The sequence below is a fragment of the Gottfriedia sp. ABJ_BB2_2 genome (genome assembly GCF_055484705.1).
The window spans coordinates 728843-745108 of record NZ_JBVFKR010000002.1 but is presented as its reverse complement, the minus strand read 5'-3'; the positions used below and the strand labels follow the sequence as shown (position 1 = coordinate 745108).

14 protein-coding genes, 16 tRNA genes and 2 rRNA genes are annotated in these 16266 nt (G+C 34.6%); 30 read left to right on the top strand and 2 right to left on the bottom strand.

All coding sequences use genetic code 11. The annotated features are described in order from the left end of the window. From ACX6U0_RS08710 to yhbH, 24 genes are all read left to right on the top strand, one after another. Nucleotides 1–96 (top strand): 23S ribosomal RNA (locus ACX6U0_RS08710); the annotation flags it as partial. Between the two features lie 129 nt (nt 97–225). Continuing rightward, a 5S ribosomal RNA gene (gene rrf, locus ACX6U0_RS08705) occupies nt 226–341 on the top strand. A 9-nt stretch (nt 342–350) separates the two neighbouring features. Beyond that, a tRNA-Asn gene (locus ACX6U0_RS08700) sits at nt 351–425 on the top strand. Between the two features lie 4 nt (nt 426–429). Next, nucleotides 430–521 (top strand) — tRNA-Ser (locus ACX6U0_RS08695). Nucleotides 522–548: 27 nt separating this feature from the next. Next, a tRNA-Glu gene (locus ACX6U0_RS08690) sits at nt 549–623 on the top strand. Between the two features lie 10 nt (nt 624–633). Next, a tRNA-Val gene (locus tag ACX6U0_RS08685) sits at nt 634–709 on the top strand. A 50-nt stretch (nt 710–759) separates the two neighbouring features. Continuing rightward, nucleotides 760–836: transfer RNA gene (locus tag ACX6U0_RS08680), tRNA-Met, on the top strand. A gap of 3 nt (nt 837–839) precedes the next feature. Beyond that, nucleotides 840–915: transfer RNA gene (locus ACX6U0_RS08675), tRNA-Asp, on the top strand. Between the two features lie 8 nt (nt 916–923). Next, nucleotides 924–999: transfer RNA gene (locus ACX6U0_RS08670), tRNA-Phe, on the top strand. A 31-nt stretch (nt 1000–1030) separates the two neighbouring features. Next, nucleotides 1031–1103: transfer RNA gene (locus ACX6U0_RS08665), tRNA-Thr, on the top strand. A gap of 10 nt (nt 1104–1113) precedes the next feature. After that, nucleotides 1114–1198 (top strand) — tRNA-Tyr (locus ACX6U0_RS08660). 11 nt (nt 1199–1209) lie between these two features. Next, nucleotides 1210–1283, top strand: a tRNA-Trp gene (locus ACX6U0_RS08655). A 14-nt stretch (nt 1284–1297) separates the two neighbouring features. Beyond that, a tRNA-His gene (locus ACX6U0_RS08650) sits at nt 1298–1373 on the top strand. 63 nt (nt 1374–1436) lie between these two features. Then, nucleotides 1437–1511: transfer RNA gene (locus ACX6U0_RS08645), tRNA-Gln, on the top strand. Nucleotides 1512–1514: 3 nt separating this feature from the next. Beyond that, nucleotides 1515–1589, top strand: a tRNA-Gly gene (locus ACX6U0_RS08640). A gap of 6 nt (nt 1590–1595) precedes the next feature. Next, nucleotides 1596–1666 (top strand) — tRNA-Cys (locus tag ACX6U0_RS08635). Between the two features lie 16 nt (nt 1667–1682). Next, nucleotides 1683–1766 (top strand) — tRNA-Leu (locus ACX6U0_RS08630). 94 nt (nt 1767–1860) lie between these two features. Further along, nucleotides 1861–1943, top strand: a tRNA-Leu gene (locus ACX6U0_RS08625). 480 nt (nt 1944–2423) lie between these two features. Next, complete coding sequence (queG, locus tag ACX6U0_RS08620; RefSeq protein WP_464959541.1) at nt 2424–3548, top strand: tRNA epoxyqueuosine(34) reductase QueG; 1125 nt, start codon at nt 2424–2426, stop codon at nt 3546–3548. Nucleotides 3549–3625: 77 nt separating this feature from the next. After that, complete coding sequence (locus tag ACX6U0_RS08615) at nt 3626–4534, top strand: amidase domain-containing protein (RefSeq protein WP_464959540.1); 909 nt, start codon at nt 3626–3628, stop codon at nt 4532–4534. A 71-nt stretch (nt 4535–4605) separates the two neighbouring features. After that, entirely contained in the window at nt 4606–5100 is a 495-nt protein-coding gene (trmL, locus tag ACX6U0_RS08610; RefSeq protein ID WP_464959539.1) for a tRNA (uridine(34)/cytosine(34)/5-carboxymethylaminomethyluridine(34)-2'-O)-methyltransferase TrmL, read from the top strand. A 441-nt stretch (nt 5101–5541) separates the two neighbouring features. Beyond that, entirely contained in the window at nt 5542–7437 is a 1896-nt protein-coding gene (locus ACX6U0_RS08605; protein ID WP_464959538.1) for a PrkA family serine protein kinase, read from the top strand. Nucleotides 7438–7539: 102 nt separating this feature from the next. After that, the gene (locus ACX6U0_RS08600) at nt 7540–8442 is read left to right on the top strand and encodes an aldo/keto reductase (RefSeq protein ID WP_464959537.1); all 903 of its coding nucleotides are present in this window, start codon (nt 7540–7542) and stop codon (nt 8440–8442) included. A gap of 334 nt (nt 8443–8776) precedes the next feature. Then, complete coding sequence (gene yhbH, locus ACX6U0_RS08595) at nt 8777–9964, top strand: sporulation protein YhbH (protein WP_464959536.1); 1188 nt, start codon at nt 8777–8779, stop codon at nt 9962–9964. 237 nt (nt 9965–10201) lie between these two features. Here yhbH and ACX6U0_RS08590 read toward each other — a convergent pair whose 3' ends face one another. Continuing rightward, on the bottom strand, nt 10202–10555 hold the full coding sequence (locus ACX6U0_RS08590; RefSeq protein ID WP_464959535.1) for a winged helix-turn-helix transcriptional regulator: 354 nt from the start codon (nt 10553–10555) through the stop codon (nt 10202–10204). 119 nt (nt 10556–10674) lie between these two features. On the opposite strand from ACX6U0_RS08590, the gene ACX6U0_RS08585 reads away from it, so the two are divergent. The 6 genes from ACX6U0_RS08585 (at nt 10675) to ACX6U0_RS08560 (ending at nt 15759) form a co-directional block, all read left to right on the top strand. Then, nucleotides 10675–11223 (top strand): NADPH-dependent FMN reductase, encoded by a 549-nt coding sequence (locus ACX6U0_RS08585; protein ID WP_464959534.1) that lies wholly within the window; start codon nt 10675–10677, stop codon nt 11221–11223. Nucleotides 11224–11386: 163 nt separating this feature from the next. Next, a complete protein-coding gene (locus ACX6U0_RS08580) occupies nt 11387–11608 on the top strand; it encodes a hypothetical protein (protein ID WP_464959533.1) in 222 nt (73 codons plus the stop codon). A gap of 207 nt (nt 11609–11815) precedes the next feature. Further along, nucleotides 11816–12994 (top strand): GTP-binding protein, encoded by a 1179-nt coding sequence (locus ACX6U0_RS08575; protein ID WP_464959532.1) that lies wholly within the window; start codon nt 11816–11818, stop codon nt 12992–12994. A 131-nt stretch (nt 12995–13125) separates the two neighbouring features. Continuing rightward, nucleotides 13126–14514: a PepSY-associated TM helix domain-containing protein gene (locus tag ACX6U0_RS08570; protein WP_464959531.1), complete on the top strand. Its 1389-nt coding sequence runs from the start codon at nt 13126–13128 to the stop codon at nt 14512–14514. A 106-nt stretch (nt 14515–14620) separates the two neighbouring features. Then, a complete protein-coding gene (locus ACX6U0_RS08565; RefSeq protein ID WP_464959530.1) occupies nt 14621–15007 on the top strand; it encodes a FixH family protein in 387 nt (128 codons plus the stop codon). 173 nt (nt 15008–15180) lie between these two features. Then, nucleotides 15181–15759 (top strand): hypothetical protein, encoded by a 579-nt coding sequence (locus tag ACX6U0_RS08560; RefSeq protein WP_464959529.1) that lies wholly within the window; start codon nt 15181–15183, stop codon nt 15757–15759. 51 nt (nt 15760–15810) lie between these two features. On the opposite strand, the gene ACX6U0_RS08555 is transcribed toward ACX6U0_RS08560, so the two are convergent. Next, on the bottom strand, nt 15811–16263 hold the full coding sequence (locus ACX6U0_RS08555) for a MarR family winged helix-turn-helix transcriptional regulator (RefSeq protein ID WP_464959528.1): 453 nt from the start codon (nt 16261–16263) through the stop codon (nt 15811–15813). Nucleotides 16264–16266 lie beyond the last annotated feature (3 nt).

The following is a 16266-nucleotide window of genomic DNA, read 5'->3' as shown; positions in this document are numbered from 1 at the left end:
TAAGACCCCTGAGAGATGATCAGGTTGATAGGTCAGAGGTGGAAGCGTGGTGACACGTGGAGCTGACTGATACTAATCGGTCGAGGACTTAACTAACAAGTTTGATAATGACATTATCTAGTTTTGAGGGTACAAAAATCATTAATATATTCAATAATATTTCCAAAAAGTCATTGACTTTAGTAGATATTTTGATATAATGATTAATGTCCCAAGGAAATTGAATCAAGTGATGATAGCGAAGAGGTCACACCCGTTCCCATACCGAACACGGCAGTTAAGTTCTTCAGCGTCGATGGTAGTTGGGGGTTTCCCCCTGTGAGAGTAGAACGTCGCTTGGTTCTGATTATTCCGCAGTAGCTCAGTGGTAGAGCACTCGGCTGTTAACCGAGTGGTCGTAGGTTCGAACCCTACCTGCGGAGCCATTTTGGAGAGCTGTCCGAGTGGTCGAAGGAGCACGATTGGAAATCGTGTAGGCGGGTAACCCTGTCTCAAGGGTTCAAATCCCTTGCTCTCCGCCACATTTTAATTAGGACTTCCAATAAATTGGCCCGTTGGTCAAGTGGTTAAGACACCGCCCTTTCACGGCGGTAACACGGGTTCGAATCCCGTACGGGTCACCACTTATAATATGGAGGATTAGCTCAGCTGGGAGAGCACCTGCCTTACAAGCAGGGGGTCGGCGGTTCGAGCCCGTCATCCTCCACCATATTTTTAAAATGAATTTTCATGGATCTAATAAAATAGTATCCACATTATCGCGGGGTGGAGCAGTCTGGTAGCTCGTCGGGCTCATAACCCGAAGGTCGCAGGTTCAAATCCTGTCCCCGCAACCAAATGGTCCCGTGGTGTAGCGGTTAACATGCCTGCCTGTCACGCAGGAGATCGCCGGTTCGATCCCGGTCGGGACCGCCATTTAAGTTGGCTCGGTAGCTCAGTCGGTAGAGCAGAGGACTGAAAATCCTCGTGTCGGCGGTTCGATTCCGTCCCGAGCCACCATCTTAATTAAAAAGATAAAGATATAAAAAATGCCGACTTAGCTCAATTGGTAGAGCAACTGACTTGTAATCAGTAGGTTGGGGGTTCAAGTCCTCTAGTCGGCACTCTTTAACCGGAGGGGTAGCGAAGTGGCTAAACGCGGCGGACTGTAAATCCGCTCCCTGTGGGTTCGGCGGTTCGAATCCGTCCCCCTCCACCATTTATTTTTATAGGGGCATAGTTTAACGGTAGAATAGAGGTCTCCAAAACCTTTGGTGTGGGTTCGATTCCTACTGCCCCTGCCAATTTAATCATAATGGCGGTTGTGGCGAAGTGGTTAACGCATCGGATTGTGGTTCCGACACTCGTGGGTTCGATTCCCATCAGTCGCCCCATATAAATTATTGTAACAATTGAGTAATATAAGTAATTTTTACATTATATAATATATAAATTGATGGGCTATAGCCAAGCGGTAAGGCAACGGATTTTGATTCCGTCATGCCCTGGTTCGAATCCAGGTAGCCCAGCCACATGCGGAAGTAGTTCAGTGGTAGAATACAACCTTGCCAAGGTTGGGGTCGCGGGTTCGAGCCCCGTCTTCCGCTCCAAATTACGGCGGTATAGCCAAGTGGTAAGGCAGAGGTCTGCAAAACCTTTATCATCGGTTCAAATCCGGTTACCGCCTTTTTAAATTATCCCATGCCGGGGTGGTGGAATGGCAGACACACAGGACTTAAAATCCTGCGGGGGTTGACCCCGTGCCGGTTCGAGTCCGGCCCTCGGTATCAAAAAAACCTCTTACAATTGTAAGAGGTTTTTATATTCAGCTTTAGTTGGACAATTAGTAGTACTTGTACTATAATTGTTGTATATCGTTTTGGCGGTGTGGTGGAATGGCAGACACGGTAGACTCAAAATCTATTGTCTTCACGGACGTGCAGGTTCAAGTCCTGTCACCGCTATCATATAAACAGAAGAAGGGTTTTGCTATATGCAAGATCCTTTTTTGTTGTTTACTGTGAAATGGAAGAATATGAAACAAGCGTTATGAAGGGAATTATATAAAAAGACAAATTTACTGATATATTTTTTTCCAATATTTACTAAGACTAAAATTCGACAAAATGTGATTTTATTCTTGAGTTCCTTCCATATGTATGTTAAATTTATATACATAGTTCAGCAATTACTACTTTTTACCTATTACTTAATAGATATATAGTTAGTGGTATGAGCGTTCGAAGATTTATAATAACTTGATAACAACGCAGTGTATTGATTCCATAGAAGAACGATACATTGCGTTTTTTTATGGTTAGTTTAATAAATATCTAAAATATGTAATATGGTGTATGATCATTTTATCTGTACTATTTAAACTATGAACTTTCTGACTAGAATAGTTAATAAATACTGGTACTAATAACTGTAAGGTGATATAGATGAATATTAAAGAATTTCAAAAAGAATTGATACTATATAGTAAGGAAATAGGCATTGATAAAATTGGGTTTACTACAGCAGATCCTTTTGTTACCTTGAAAAGCAGGTTATATAAACAACAAGAATTAAACTATCAATCAGGTTTTGAAGCAAAAGATATTGAACGAAGAACAGACGCGAGAAAGATTATGGGTGAAGCACATTCAATTATTGCAATTGCATTAGCATATCCCTCTAAAATGAAAGATGCTCCGAAAAGTAAAAAAGGTTCTACTAGGGGGATATTCTGTCGTGCTTCATGGGGAGAAGATTATCACTCTGTTGTTAAAAAGAAATTGTTACAACTTGAATCATTTATATTATTGCATTACCCAAATGCAAAAGTTCAATCAATGGTAGATACTGGTGAGTTAGTAGATAGAGCCGTAGCTGAACGAGCAGGGATTGGATGGAGTGCTAAGAATTGTTCGATTATCACCCCAGAATATGGGTCTTATGTTTATTTAGGTGAGATGATAACTTCATTGCCTTTTGAGCCGGATACACCAATTGAAGATCAATGTGGGGATTGTACAAAATGTATGGATGTATGCCCAACAAGTGCAATTGTTGCTCCAGGACAGTTAAATGCTAAAAACTGTATTGCTTTTTTAACGCAATCAAAAGAAATGATTCCATTAGAGTTTCGTAAAGAGATAGGAAATCGTGTTTATGGCTGTGATACATGTCAAACAATTTGTCCAAAGAATAAAGGGATTAATTTTACGCACCACGAAGAAATGACACCAGATCCGGAAACGGTTAAGCCTTTATTACTTTCAGTATTGAAAGTTAGTAATAGAGAATTTAAAAGACAATTTGGTCAAATGTCAGGTTCATGGAGAGGCAAGAATCCAATTCAAAGAAACGCTATTATAGCATTAGCTCATTTTAAGGATGATACAGCATTAGATGACTTAAAGGATCTTGCTATTCATGATGCAAGGCCAGTGATACGCGGAACAGCAATTTGGGCTATCTCAGAGATAGATCCTGAAAAGGGAACAAATTTTATAAATGAATGTCTTAAAACTGAAAATGATGAAATAGTAATTGAAGAAATTCATCGTATTCTTTCAAAGTAATAATAGAAGAGAGGTATAATCTCCATCTTCTCAACATCGTATAGAATATAAGCGATTGTTGAGAAGGGGGGATTTTCTTGTTAAATCGAGACCTTTTAGAACGCTATGTTACAGAGCGTTTAAAATTATACTTTGGAGATGGATCAAGAAGCCATCTCATTCAAGAAAGTGAATATTTAGCAATTCAACGTAAGGTTGAGTTATATGATCAACGAAATGCCTCACTTGTAAAAGCATATGGGAATGTAGAAGTAAAAAATATATGGAACGATGATGACATCACATACGTTAATTATACATTGCATATTCGCTACTTCTTAAAACAAACAGACTTATACTTTGAAGAAGAACAACAAGAAAGACAGATGGCTTTAAATCAGAATGAGATGGTGTACGATATAGAATTTCCAATTGAATATGAAGATGAACATACTGATATTGAAATGATGGTAGAAGATGAGCAAGAAACACCAATGGATCGTAACAATGTATACAATCGATTCAATGCAGTAAAGTATGCTGAAACATGGTGGGATGGGCATAATAAGGAGTACCCTCTATACGCGAATGATTGTACAAATTTTATTTCGCAATGTTTAAGAGCAGGTGGATTGAAGATGACTGGTATGCCTAAAAACGCAGTTGGATGGTGGTATAAGAATTATTCATCGAGTAGCTATAGCTGGAGAGTAGCACACGCATTAAGAAAATTCTTACCAATATCTCAAACTGGGATTAAAGCGGAAGAAGTAGGAAATCCAAAGGAACTAAGTCTAGGTGATATCATCTTATATGATTTTGAAGGAGACGGCAGATGGAACCATTGTACGATTGTAGTTGCCAAGGACGAGAATGGAGAACCGTTAGTTAATGCGCATACTCAAAATAGTAGAAAACGATATTGGTCCTATTATGACTCAACAGCTTACACAGAAAATATAAAGTATAAATATTTCCATATTATAGATGGATTAAATAAACTGTAAATGGAATAATTCCATTCATTATTCTGAATTGGTATAATAGAAGACATTGAAACAATTATAGAGGTGAAATTATGGGAATACACGTTGTATTATATCAACCACAGATTCCAGCAAATACAGGCAATATTGCACGTACTTGTGCAGGAACAGATACTAGTTTGCATTTAATTCGTCCATTGGGATTTTCTACTGATGATAAAATGTTAAAAAGAGCTGGACTAGATTATTGGGAGCATGTGGATATTCACTATCATGATTCTTTAGATGAATTATTCTCAAAATATAAAAATGGAAAGTTTTATTTCATTACTAAATTTGGAGAAAAAACATATTCTAATTTTAATTATTCGAATCAAGATGATGAAATATTTTTCGTATTTGGAAGAGAGACAACCGGCTTACCTAAAGAATTAATTGAAAAAAATATGGAAACATGTTTAAGAATACCGATGACAGATCACATTCGTTCATTAAATCTATCTAATACAGCTGCAATTTTAATTTACGAAGCATTACGACAACAAGATTATCGAGAATTGCTAAAAGTTAAAGATTACTCACAATAAACTAAAAAGTCACCGTTCAGGTGCTTTTTTTTATACAAAAAAAGGTGCTTTTTTTATACAAAAAAAAATGCTTCTTAAATGTGGATTTTAGCGTAACATAACTTTTAAATCCATATTAAGAAGCATCTTCTACTTATTATTTGTTTTTTAGTCCAGGTCTATCATTATAGCCAGAAGTAAAAATTGCAGCTAAAAACGTAACGATAACTAATAAAATTAGTGTTAATCTCATCAGTATGTATCCTCCCAATTGAAAATTTCCATATTCCCTAAACTTATTATACAAAAAAAATATAGAAATATGAAAGTAAAATTATGTATTCTGTGAAATTAGTCTCGATTAAAAAATATTTTCCCTCTTAAGATATAGCATGAGTACGGACATACTCGCATATCTTTTAATAATCTCTCTTACAGATGAGAAAAAGGAGGTACTTGTCCATGGATATATTAAAGAAACTTGAGCAGCATCGTGACATGGAACAACGATTGAAATGGGAAGGCACTTTTGCTGAGTATCTTGAAATGTTAAAAGAGGAGCCATGGGTTGCCCAAACTGCACATTCAAGAATTTATAATATGATTAAAGACGCAGGAATTGAAGAGGTAAACGGAAAAAGAACCTATAGCTTCTTTAATAACAACCTTTATGGATTAGAGGAAGCATTAGAGAGACTCGTTGAAGAATATTTCCATCCAGCTGCGAAAAGATTAGATGTAAAGAAACGTATCTTATTGTTAATGGGTCCTGTAAGTGGTGGTAAATCAACACTTGTTACAATGTTAAAGAGAGGTTTAGAAGCTTATTCACGAACAGAGAAAGGTTCTATTTTTGCTATTAAAGGTTGCCCAATGCATGAAGATCCATTACATCTAATTCCAAATCATTTAAGAGATGATTTTTTCAATGAATATGGGATACGCATTGAAGGAAATCTATCTCCATTAAATCTAATGAGACTTGAACAAGAGTTTGGAGGAAGAATAGAAGATGTAATCGTCGAAAGAGTGTTTTTATCAGAAGATCGACGAGTAGGAATCGGTACATTTAGTCCATCAGATCCTAAATCTCAAGACATAGCTGATTTAACAGGAAGTATAGACTTTTCAACAATTGCACAATTTGGTTCAGAATCAGATCCTCGTGCTTATCGATTTGACGGCGAGTTAAACAAAGCTAACCGTGGAATGATGGAATTCCAAGAGATGTTAAAATGTGATGAAAAGTTCCTATGGCACTTATTATCCCTGACACAAGAAGGAAACTTTAAGGCAGGGCGTTTTGCATTGATTTCTGCGGATGAATTAATTATTGCTCATACAAATGAAACTGAGTACAGATCATTTATAAATAATAAGAAGAATGAAGCTTTGCATTCTAGGATCATTGTTATGCCGATTCCTTATAATTTAAGGGTGAGTGAAGAAGAAAGAATTTATCAAAAAATGATTTCTGAGAGTGATGTAAATAATGTTCACATTGCGCCGCATACTTTACGTGTAGCAGCGATGTTTACTATTTTGACTAGATTAAAGGAACCAAAACGTGGTGATATTGATTTAGTTAAAAAAATGAGATTATATGATGGTGAAATGGTAGAAGGCTATAATACAGTTGATTTGGAAGAATTGAAAAAAGAATATTTGGATGAAGGAATGCACGGAATTGATCCGCGTTATGTCATTAATAGGATATCTTCAACAATTATCCGAAAAGAAATACCTTCTATTAATGCTTTAGATGTTTTACGTTCTTTAAAAGATGGGTTAGACCAGCATCCATCAATTTCGAATGAAGATCGTGAACGGTATATGAACTTTATTTCAATTGCAAGAAAAGAGTATGATGATATTGCTAAACAAGAAGTTCAAAAAGCATTTGTTTATTCATATGAAGAATCAGCAAAAACGCTTATGGATAATTATTTAGATAATGTCGAAGCATATTGCAATAAAAACAAATTACGTGATCCGTTAACTGGAGAAGAAATGAATCCAGATGAGAAATTAATGCGATCAATTGAAGAGCAAATTGGTATTTCTGAAAATGCTAAAAAAGCTTTCCGTGAAGAAATATTAATTCGTATTTCTGCCTATGCACGTAAAGGAAAACGATTTGATTATAATTCACATGAACGATTAAAAGAAGCAATACAAAAGAAACTTTTTTCGGATTTGAAGGATGTTGTTAAAATTACGACGTCCACAAAAACGCCAGATGAGCGTCAATTGAAGAAAATAAATGATGTAGTCAGTCGATTAATAGATGAATATGGTTATAATTCAACATCTGCAAATGAATTATTACGCTATGTAGGTTCATTACTAAATCGATAAACTCTTAAAGCGGCTATCTTTTTGGATAGCCGTTTTTTTTTGCATTTATAAATTTATATTTTTATAATAAGGTAAGATAGAAAAAGAAGGGTGCTACTAATAATGAAAAAAATACGATTAGCAGAAAATCTTGAGTTTTCACAAATAATCCACGGTTTATGGCGCTTATCAGAATGGAATATGTCATCTGATCAATTATTATCATTTATAGAAGAATGTATAGAGTTAGGTATTACAACATTCGACCACGCAGATATATATGGTGGTTATACTTGTGAAGAGATTTTTGGAAACGCGTTAGCACTTAAACCAGAGCTTCGTGAAAAAATCCAAATTGTTACGAAGTGCGGAATTAAATTAAAATCATCAAAGTTTCCTGATCTTAAAATGAATCATTATGATACAAGTAAGGAACACATTTTAATGAGTGTAAATAATTCATTAAAAAATCTACAAACAGATTATATCGATTTACTATTAATACATAGGCCAAATCCTTTCATGAATCCAAAAGAAGTTGCTGAAGCATTTAATCAACTTCAAAAAGAAGGAAAAGTTCGCCATTTTGGTGTATCAAACTTCTTACCTTCTCAGTTCAATATGTTACAGGAGCATTTAGATATGCCTTTAGTAACAAATCAAATTGAAGTATCGCCAATGCAGTTTGAGCATTTTGAAAAGGGAACAGTCGATTTACTTTTAGAAAAATGCGTCGCACCAATGATTTGGTCGCCACTTGCAGGAGGCCAAATTTTTACAAGTCAAACTGAAGCTGCTGTTAGAGTCCGTTCAATGCTAGAGGAAATTGGTGCTGAGATCGGTGCAAATTCAATAGATGAAGTTATGTATGCATGGTTATTAGTTCATCCTGCAAACATGATGCCAATCGTAGGCTCTGGAAAAATTGAAAGAGTAAAAACTGCTGTAGAAGCTTCAAAATTAAGTATGACATCTGAACAATGGTTGCGAATCTATGTGGCCGGAATGGGACATAATTTACCATAATAAAAAGAAGTGGTTATCCTTTTCGTAAAAGGGATACCACTTCTTTTTTTGCTCTTTTCTAAAGATTGTTGTTGATTGGGTTAAGCATCAACTGTCACATTTTTTTATATTAATATACTGTATTTCAAAGACTTGTCCTATTTTCTGAAAAAATGGGTGCAAAAAATAAAAGAAAGATTGTCAATAATTGTGCCGTCTTGCATATGATAGAGTAATCCATAAAAAAGGGTAGAAATCCACCTACCGAATTAGTGTATGCATAGGTGTATTACTGTGTGACGATTTTTTTTATTTTTAAGCTATAAATACAACGAGAGTAAGGGAGGGAAAGAAAATGAGTAATGAAAATATAGAACAAAAGCATAATTTTACCATTTCACAGGAAGACTGGACCCTCCATCGTAAAGGACATGACGATCAACAACGCCACCAAGAGAAGGTACAAGAGGCGATAAAAAAGAACTTAGCAGATTTAATTACAGAAGAAAGTATCATCATGTCCAACGGTAGAGATGTAGTAAAAATCCCTATACGTTCATTAGATGAGTACAAGATTCGTTATAACTATGATAAGAATAAACACGTAGGTCAAGGAACTGGTGATAGTAAAATTGGTGATGTAGTCGCAAGAGACGGATCCCAGAGTGGTCAGCCTCAAAAAGGAGCAGGCAAAGGGCAAGGAGCCGGAAAAGAATCAGGTGAAGATTATTACGAAGCAGAGGTTTCACTAATGGAATTAGAGGAAGCTCTATTTAGTCAGTTAGAGTTACCAGATTTAAAACGAAAAGAACAAGACTTAAATACGGTTGAAAATATAGAATTTAATGATATAAGAAAAACTGGGTTAATGGGAAATATTGATAAGAAACGGACGATGATGTCCGCATTCAAGCGAAATGCTATGAGAGGTACACCAGCGTTTCATCCAATATCACCAGAAGACTTAAAATTCCGTACATGGAATGAAATTAGAAAACCTGAATCAAAAGCAGTTGTTCTCGCAATGATGGATACGAGCGGTAGTATGGGCTTATGGGAAAAATATATGGCTCGCAGCTTCTTCTTTTGGATGACAAGATTCTTAAGAACAAAATATGAATCAGTAGATATTGAATTTATTGCTCATCATACGGAGGCAAAAGTTGTTACTGAAGAAGAATTTTTCACGAAAGGTGAAAGTGGAGGAACAATTTGTTCTTCTGCATATCGAAAAGCACTCGAAGTGATCGACTATAAATACTCACCTGATCGCTACAATATTTATCCATTCCACTTCTCAGATGGTGATAACTTAACTTCTGACAATGCACGTTGCGTCAAGCTAGTGCAGGAACTAATGAAAGTAAGTAATATGTTTGGTTACGGAGAAGTAAACCAATACAACCGTCACTCTACTCTAATGTCCGCATATAAAAACATAAATGATGAAAAATTCCGCCATTATATCTTAAAACAGAAATCAGATGTGTTCCATTCTATGAAGAGCTTTTTTAAACAAGAGCAGGAGAAAGCAGCGAAATAGAAATAGGAAATATGAAAAGGAGCGGGAATCAGTAGAAATTGAAAACAGAAAAACCCTAATGAGGGTTTTTCTGTTTTTTTGAAGTAGGAGCGAATTAATCAATCAAAGTCTGTATTCTAACCAATATTGGAATAGATTAGAAGCTTGTTAGTTATCTATATTTTTGAATTACATTTGTTAGAAATCATTAAAAACCGGGAAAACTTAATATGTATCTCTTAGTTTTAAAAATTAATGTTATTTGTTTTTTACTACTGTTTCACCATACAGCTCTTCTAAATGTACTAGATGAAGATTTCCCCATTGGTTCATTAATTCCAACATTGGAATGATCCCTTTTCCATATTCGGTAATGGAATATTCAACCTTTGGCGGGATTTGAGCATAAACTTTACGATGTACAATATCATGATATTCTAATTCTCTTAGTTGTGATGTCAGCATTTTTTTTGTGATCGCGGGGACTAATCGTTGCAATTCACTAAAACGTAACGTTTCATGTTGAATAATATGAAAAAGTATAATGGGCTTCCATTTTCCTACTAAAATATCTAAAGCAGTTTCAACTGAACCATTACATTCTTTTTCCATTAACATTCCTCCAAGGTATCATTTTGTATACTAGGTCACATTAAAGTGTCTACTTCTAATATGAATTCTTAGGGATTATTATAACAGTAGTAACAATTTTTAAACAAGGAGGAAGAAAAATGACAAGTGCAAAACTATCAATCGGAATTATTTTAGGTAGTACAAGACAAGGGCGAGTAAGTCCACAAGTTGGTGAATGGGTAGAAGGTATTGCTAAACAACGTGGTGATGCGAATTACGAAATTGTTGATATCGCTGATTTTAAACTACCATTTTTAGGTACAACTGATGGAACAGAGCCAGGAATTAAAGCTTGGTCTGAAAAACTATCGAGCTTAGATGGTTTTGTATTTGTTGTTCAAGAATACAATCACAGCATTAGCGGAGCATTAAAAAATGCGGTTGATTTTGCACGTGATGAATGGGCTAATAAAGCAGCTGGAATTGTAAGCTATGGTTCAACAGGCGGTGCTCGTGCAGCTGAGCATTTACGTGGTATATTAGGAGAATTACAAGTTGCAGATGTAAGAGTGCATCCAACACTTTCTTTATTTACAGATTTTGAAAACTTTTCGACTTTTAAACCTGCAGAATTACATAAAAAAAATGTTAATGATATGCTTGACCAAGTTGTCGCTTGGAGCGGCGCATTAAAAACATTAAGATAATATGTTTTAAAGAAAAAGGGATATCAATATATCCCTTTTTTTGTTATTCAAAATACCCTCTCTTTGATAAGAATTATTTTCAAATTGATAAATAAAGGAAAATTTACGTCTAACATAACCTTTACGTGCTTATACTAAAAGTGAACACAAAGGAGTGAATTAGATGGATTTTCGAACAAAAGAACAAATTATGGCGGAGCAGCCTTCAATAGAACGAAAGATTAAGTTTAGAGGAAATACATATAAATTAATCAATACAACTCACGACATTTCAAGGGGCGAATTCACAGACCTTACGTGTTATACATATCGAAATGAAGAGGTACAGCAGAATATTTTACTGTATTGCAAGATAGGTAAGATCGTCATCATTGAGACAGAATAAACAGATCATTGTCATATTATTGAAAAGATCGCTTCGGCGGTCTTTTTTTGTTGTTTATGGAATAGGTAACGAAAAAATTTTGGTAGAAGCTCACAGTTAAACCTTGCAAAACGTAATGAATACGTTTTATAATGAGTTGTTCATTTATAATACGTAAATATTACGTTTTAGTTAATTTAAATTTTGGACCAATTAGGAGGAATAAAGATGAGAGTACCAATTACCGTGTTAAGTGGATTTTTAGGATCTGGAAAAACAACGCTATTAAATCATATACTAGCTAATCGAAATGGGTTGAAAGTTGCTGTAATTGTAAATGACATGAGTGAAATAAATATTGATGCCCAACTTGTAAAAAATAAAGGATTTTCACGTACAGAGGAAAGGCTAGTGGAAATGGAAAACGGATGCATTTGTTGTACTTTGAGAGATGACTTAATGAAAGAAGTAGAAATGCTAGTCGATGCAGGAGGAATTGATTATATTGTCATTGAATCCTCAGGTATTAGTGAACCGATTCCTGTGGCACAAACATTCACATATGTAGATGAAGTATTAGGAATAGATTTAACTAAAAAAACTCGCCTAGACACAATGGTAACAGTTATTGATGCCAACCGATTTTGGGAGGATTATTCATCAGGCGAAACATTATTAGATCGTAATCAGGGAACAGATGAAACAGATAAACGGGAAATTGCAGATTTGCTTCTAGAACAAGCAGAATTTGCTGATGTAATTATTTTAAATAAAGTAGATTTATTAGAAGAACATGATGTAAGGGAGTTATCTGCATTTTTAAAGAAAATTAATGCCGACGCCAAAATTATTCAAACTAAATTTTCTACTGTAAATTTAAAATCTATCCTAAATACACATCTTTTTGACTTTGAGAAGGCAAGTCAAGCAGCAGGATGGATCAAAGAGTTGAATGAGGAACATATTCCTGAATCAGAAGAATACGGAATAAGCTCATTTGTTTATCGTCGTATAAGACCTTTTCATCCAGAACGATTAAGTATGTGGCTAGAAAATTGGCCAATTGATGTTATCCGTGCAAAAGGTTTCTTTTGGTTAGCATCAAGAAATGATACGGTGGGCATGTTATCGCAAGCAGGTTCAACAATTACTATACAAGGAGCGGGTGAATGGATTGTCACGCTACCTAAAGAAGAACAAGATGAATTGAGAAGGGAGGATTTAGCCTTAAATAAAAAATGGGATGAGAATTTTGGTGATCGCATGACAGAACTTGTGTTAATTGGAATTGATATGAATCAAAGAAAAGTAGAGTCATCGCTTGATAAATGTTTATTAACAGATGAAGAAATGCAATCAAATTGGAATGATCTTTTTGATCCCTTGCCAGTATTTGTCCAAGCATAAAGACTATTAAACTGTAACAGAACATTTTTTATCTTGCATTAGATCAAATTTTCCTTAAAACTTCATTAAGACATCACAATTATATATTATACTTTCCCAGGTAGATGAAATTAACCTGAGAGGTAAATGAAATGGACGTAAATACGAATTATGATTCACAGCCAGAACAAGTGATATCTAAAAAAATGTCATTGTATAAGACAATCTGGAGATGGCATTTTTATGGGGGGATGATATTTGCACCTATATTGATTCTGTTAGCAATTACAGGTTCGATTTACTTATTCAAACCTTATGTAGAACCAATGTTGGACCCTAATTTACACTATGTTGAAAAAGGCTCAAAAGAATTAACACCAAGTTTACAATTAAAAGCTGTAAGAGATAAATATCCAGTTGACGCAATAACATCTTTTACAAATGTGAAGGATCCAGAACGTGCAACAGAAGTTGGAATTGCAAAAGGAGACGTTAGTTTTACTGTTTTCGTAAATCCATATACAGGAAAAGTATTAGGAGAACTGCAGAATGATAAACGTTTGATGGAGATCATTGTCAAACTACATGGGGAAGTAATGGTTGGAAAAATCGGGGACCATCTTGTGGAATTATCAGCATCATGGGCAATTATATTGTTAGCTACAGGATTATATTTATATTTCCCTCGTAATAAGCAAACATTTCTTGATGTGATTCGCATTCGTTTAGGCAAAGGATCACGTGTATTTTGGAGAGACTTGCATGCAAGTACTGGATTTTGGATGACAATTATTTTATTAGTTCTAGTTTTAACAGGCTTACCTTGGGCTAGTTCATTCGGAGAACGTTTAAATACATTTGTTGCAAAAGCTGATTTATCAAATGCGCCTGAGCATTTATGGGATGGCAGTGTTCAATCGACTAAAGTGACAAAGGACGTTGCAAAAACACCATGGGCTGCAGAGAATATTCCGGTTCCAGAATCAGTTTATAACAATAAAGGGATGCTACCAATTGAAAATGTAATTAAAATTGCCGAGGAGACAAAGATTCATCCTGGCTATACAATCAATATGCCAGAAGGTGATACAGGTGTATATTTAATTTCTTCGTACGGCTTTGCAGCGGGTAGTGTAAATAATTATGTAACGATGGATATAGATCAATACAGTGGCAAGGTCTTACTTGATTATCGATGGAAAGATTACAGTCTTTTTGATAAAGCGGTTGAAACAGGTATCGCATTACATGAAGGTAGATACTTTGGAGTGGCAAATTTAATCATAGATTTAATTGCTTGCTTATCACTAATCCTAATTGTTTTAAGTGGAATTACAATGTGGTGGAAACGTAGACCAATTGGTAAAATAGGCATACCAAAAGCTTCTGAGGGTAATAAATTTTATTTAGGTGTTTTATTGATTTCTATCATTTGTGGACTTTTAATGCCTATGGTAGGTATATCAATCTTCTTAATTGGTTTAATTGAGTTTATTATTAAATTAATAAAACAAAAAGTACGTCGTCCTGGGATAGAATAAACAAACCATTTTCGTAATAGAATAATAGATTGCTAAGTTTTCGTAGTAACGAGTACTTAGCAATTTTTTGCGACTAGAAAAAAATTTAATTAACGAGAGGTGCAAAATGAGATTAGGTAAAAAATATATTATATTTCCTTTATTAATTGTGATGTTGTTGTCTGGCTGTGGAAAATCAAAAGAAGCTGTTTCTAATAAATACTTAGATAGTCTTACAGTTGCACTCTTAGATGAGCCAACTTCAAAGAACGCAGAGCATACTTATCAAGTATCTGTAACAAATCCTAAAAATGAATTAGTAGATGTTGATTCCGTAGAAATTATATTGACAATGAAAAGTATGAACCATAAAGCTGAAGGGAAACTGAAAAAGACTTCAAAGGGTGTTTATCGTGGGGAAATTAAATTACCAATGGATGGGTCTTGGAGTAAAACTATTGTCTTACATCAAGGGGAACATACTCGTAAAGTAAATGGGACATTTATAAAGTAATCGATAAAAAAACATCTTGGAAAAAGATGTTTTTTTGTTTTAAGAAGGCACTTATTACTCCTGAAGATTCCGTAGAGGAATTCGTTAATAGTTAGAGAATGAATAAGGAATGAAATAAATAAAGATAAGATAGAATGAAAGAGATACTCCATATAACCCATAGGAGGCAGAGGATGAAAAAGAGAGTATTCATTCCATTATTGATTCTAATTTTGATCGCTTTCTCTATCAAACTCATATTATCTGACTATGAATTTGGTAAGTACGATACTTTTGAAGAGGCTATTTATAAAGGGATTCCTTATAAAAACAAGTATATTATTCATACAGAATTACACGATCATGTAACTGTTGTTTTTTATACAACTGTCCCAGTTCTAGATGATGCTACTCCTGTAAATTATGAGGTAATATCAGTTGCTTTCTTTAAAGGTAGCGATGAAAAAGGTTGGGTAAATATTGGACATAATGGTTGGACACATTATGAAAATGACAACATGACAGTTTATTACGAACATCTAAATGTATCTGATGATAAAGGGAAGTTACTCCATGATTTTCATGTGGTTTTTGGTGAAATTCATAATAGTGTAATAGAAAAAGTAGAAACAACAACAGAAGAAGGAATAGAATTTAATCAGGCTAATATGATTACTGATCAAGGGAAACGTTATTATTATCAATTTGGAAAGGACATTATTGTTAGAGGTCTTTCAAAAGATGGAGAAGTAATTGATCGACAAGGTGGATAAATATTGAATAAAAAACAGAAAAACTAATCTCAGGTTTTTCTGTTTTTTGTATTAATATTCTCTTTTGTTCCCTTTTTTTACATAGTTCCAGTCGACTTCAACATTTTTTCTAATTTTTTGAAGTAGGCTAAAAACGATTTCAATTTCGTCTGAAGAAAGACCGGATAATGCTACTTGATTAGAATGGTCGCCTTCTCTTTTTAGAAATGGATAGATTTGTTCTCCTTTATCTGTTGGAAATAATCCTTTGTTTTTTTTATTAACGCCGTCATTTTTCTTTTCAATTAATCCTTGCTGTTCCAGTTTTTGAATGGCGCGGGCTGCAGTTGTTCGATCTACTTTTATCATTTCGGCTAATTTTTCTTGAATAATTCCTGGATTTTCACATATTCTGACAAGATATAAATATTGCCCTTTAGTCAGTTCGAGTTCTTTAAATTCAATATTACTAATAGAATCTAACGCTCTTGCGATCATTCCGATTTCACGAAGTATTTCCTTCATTGA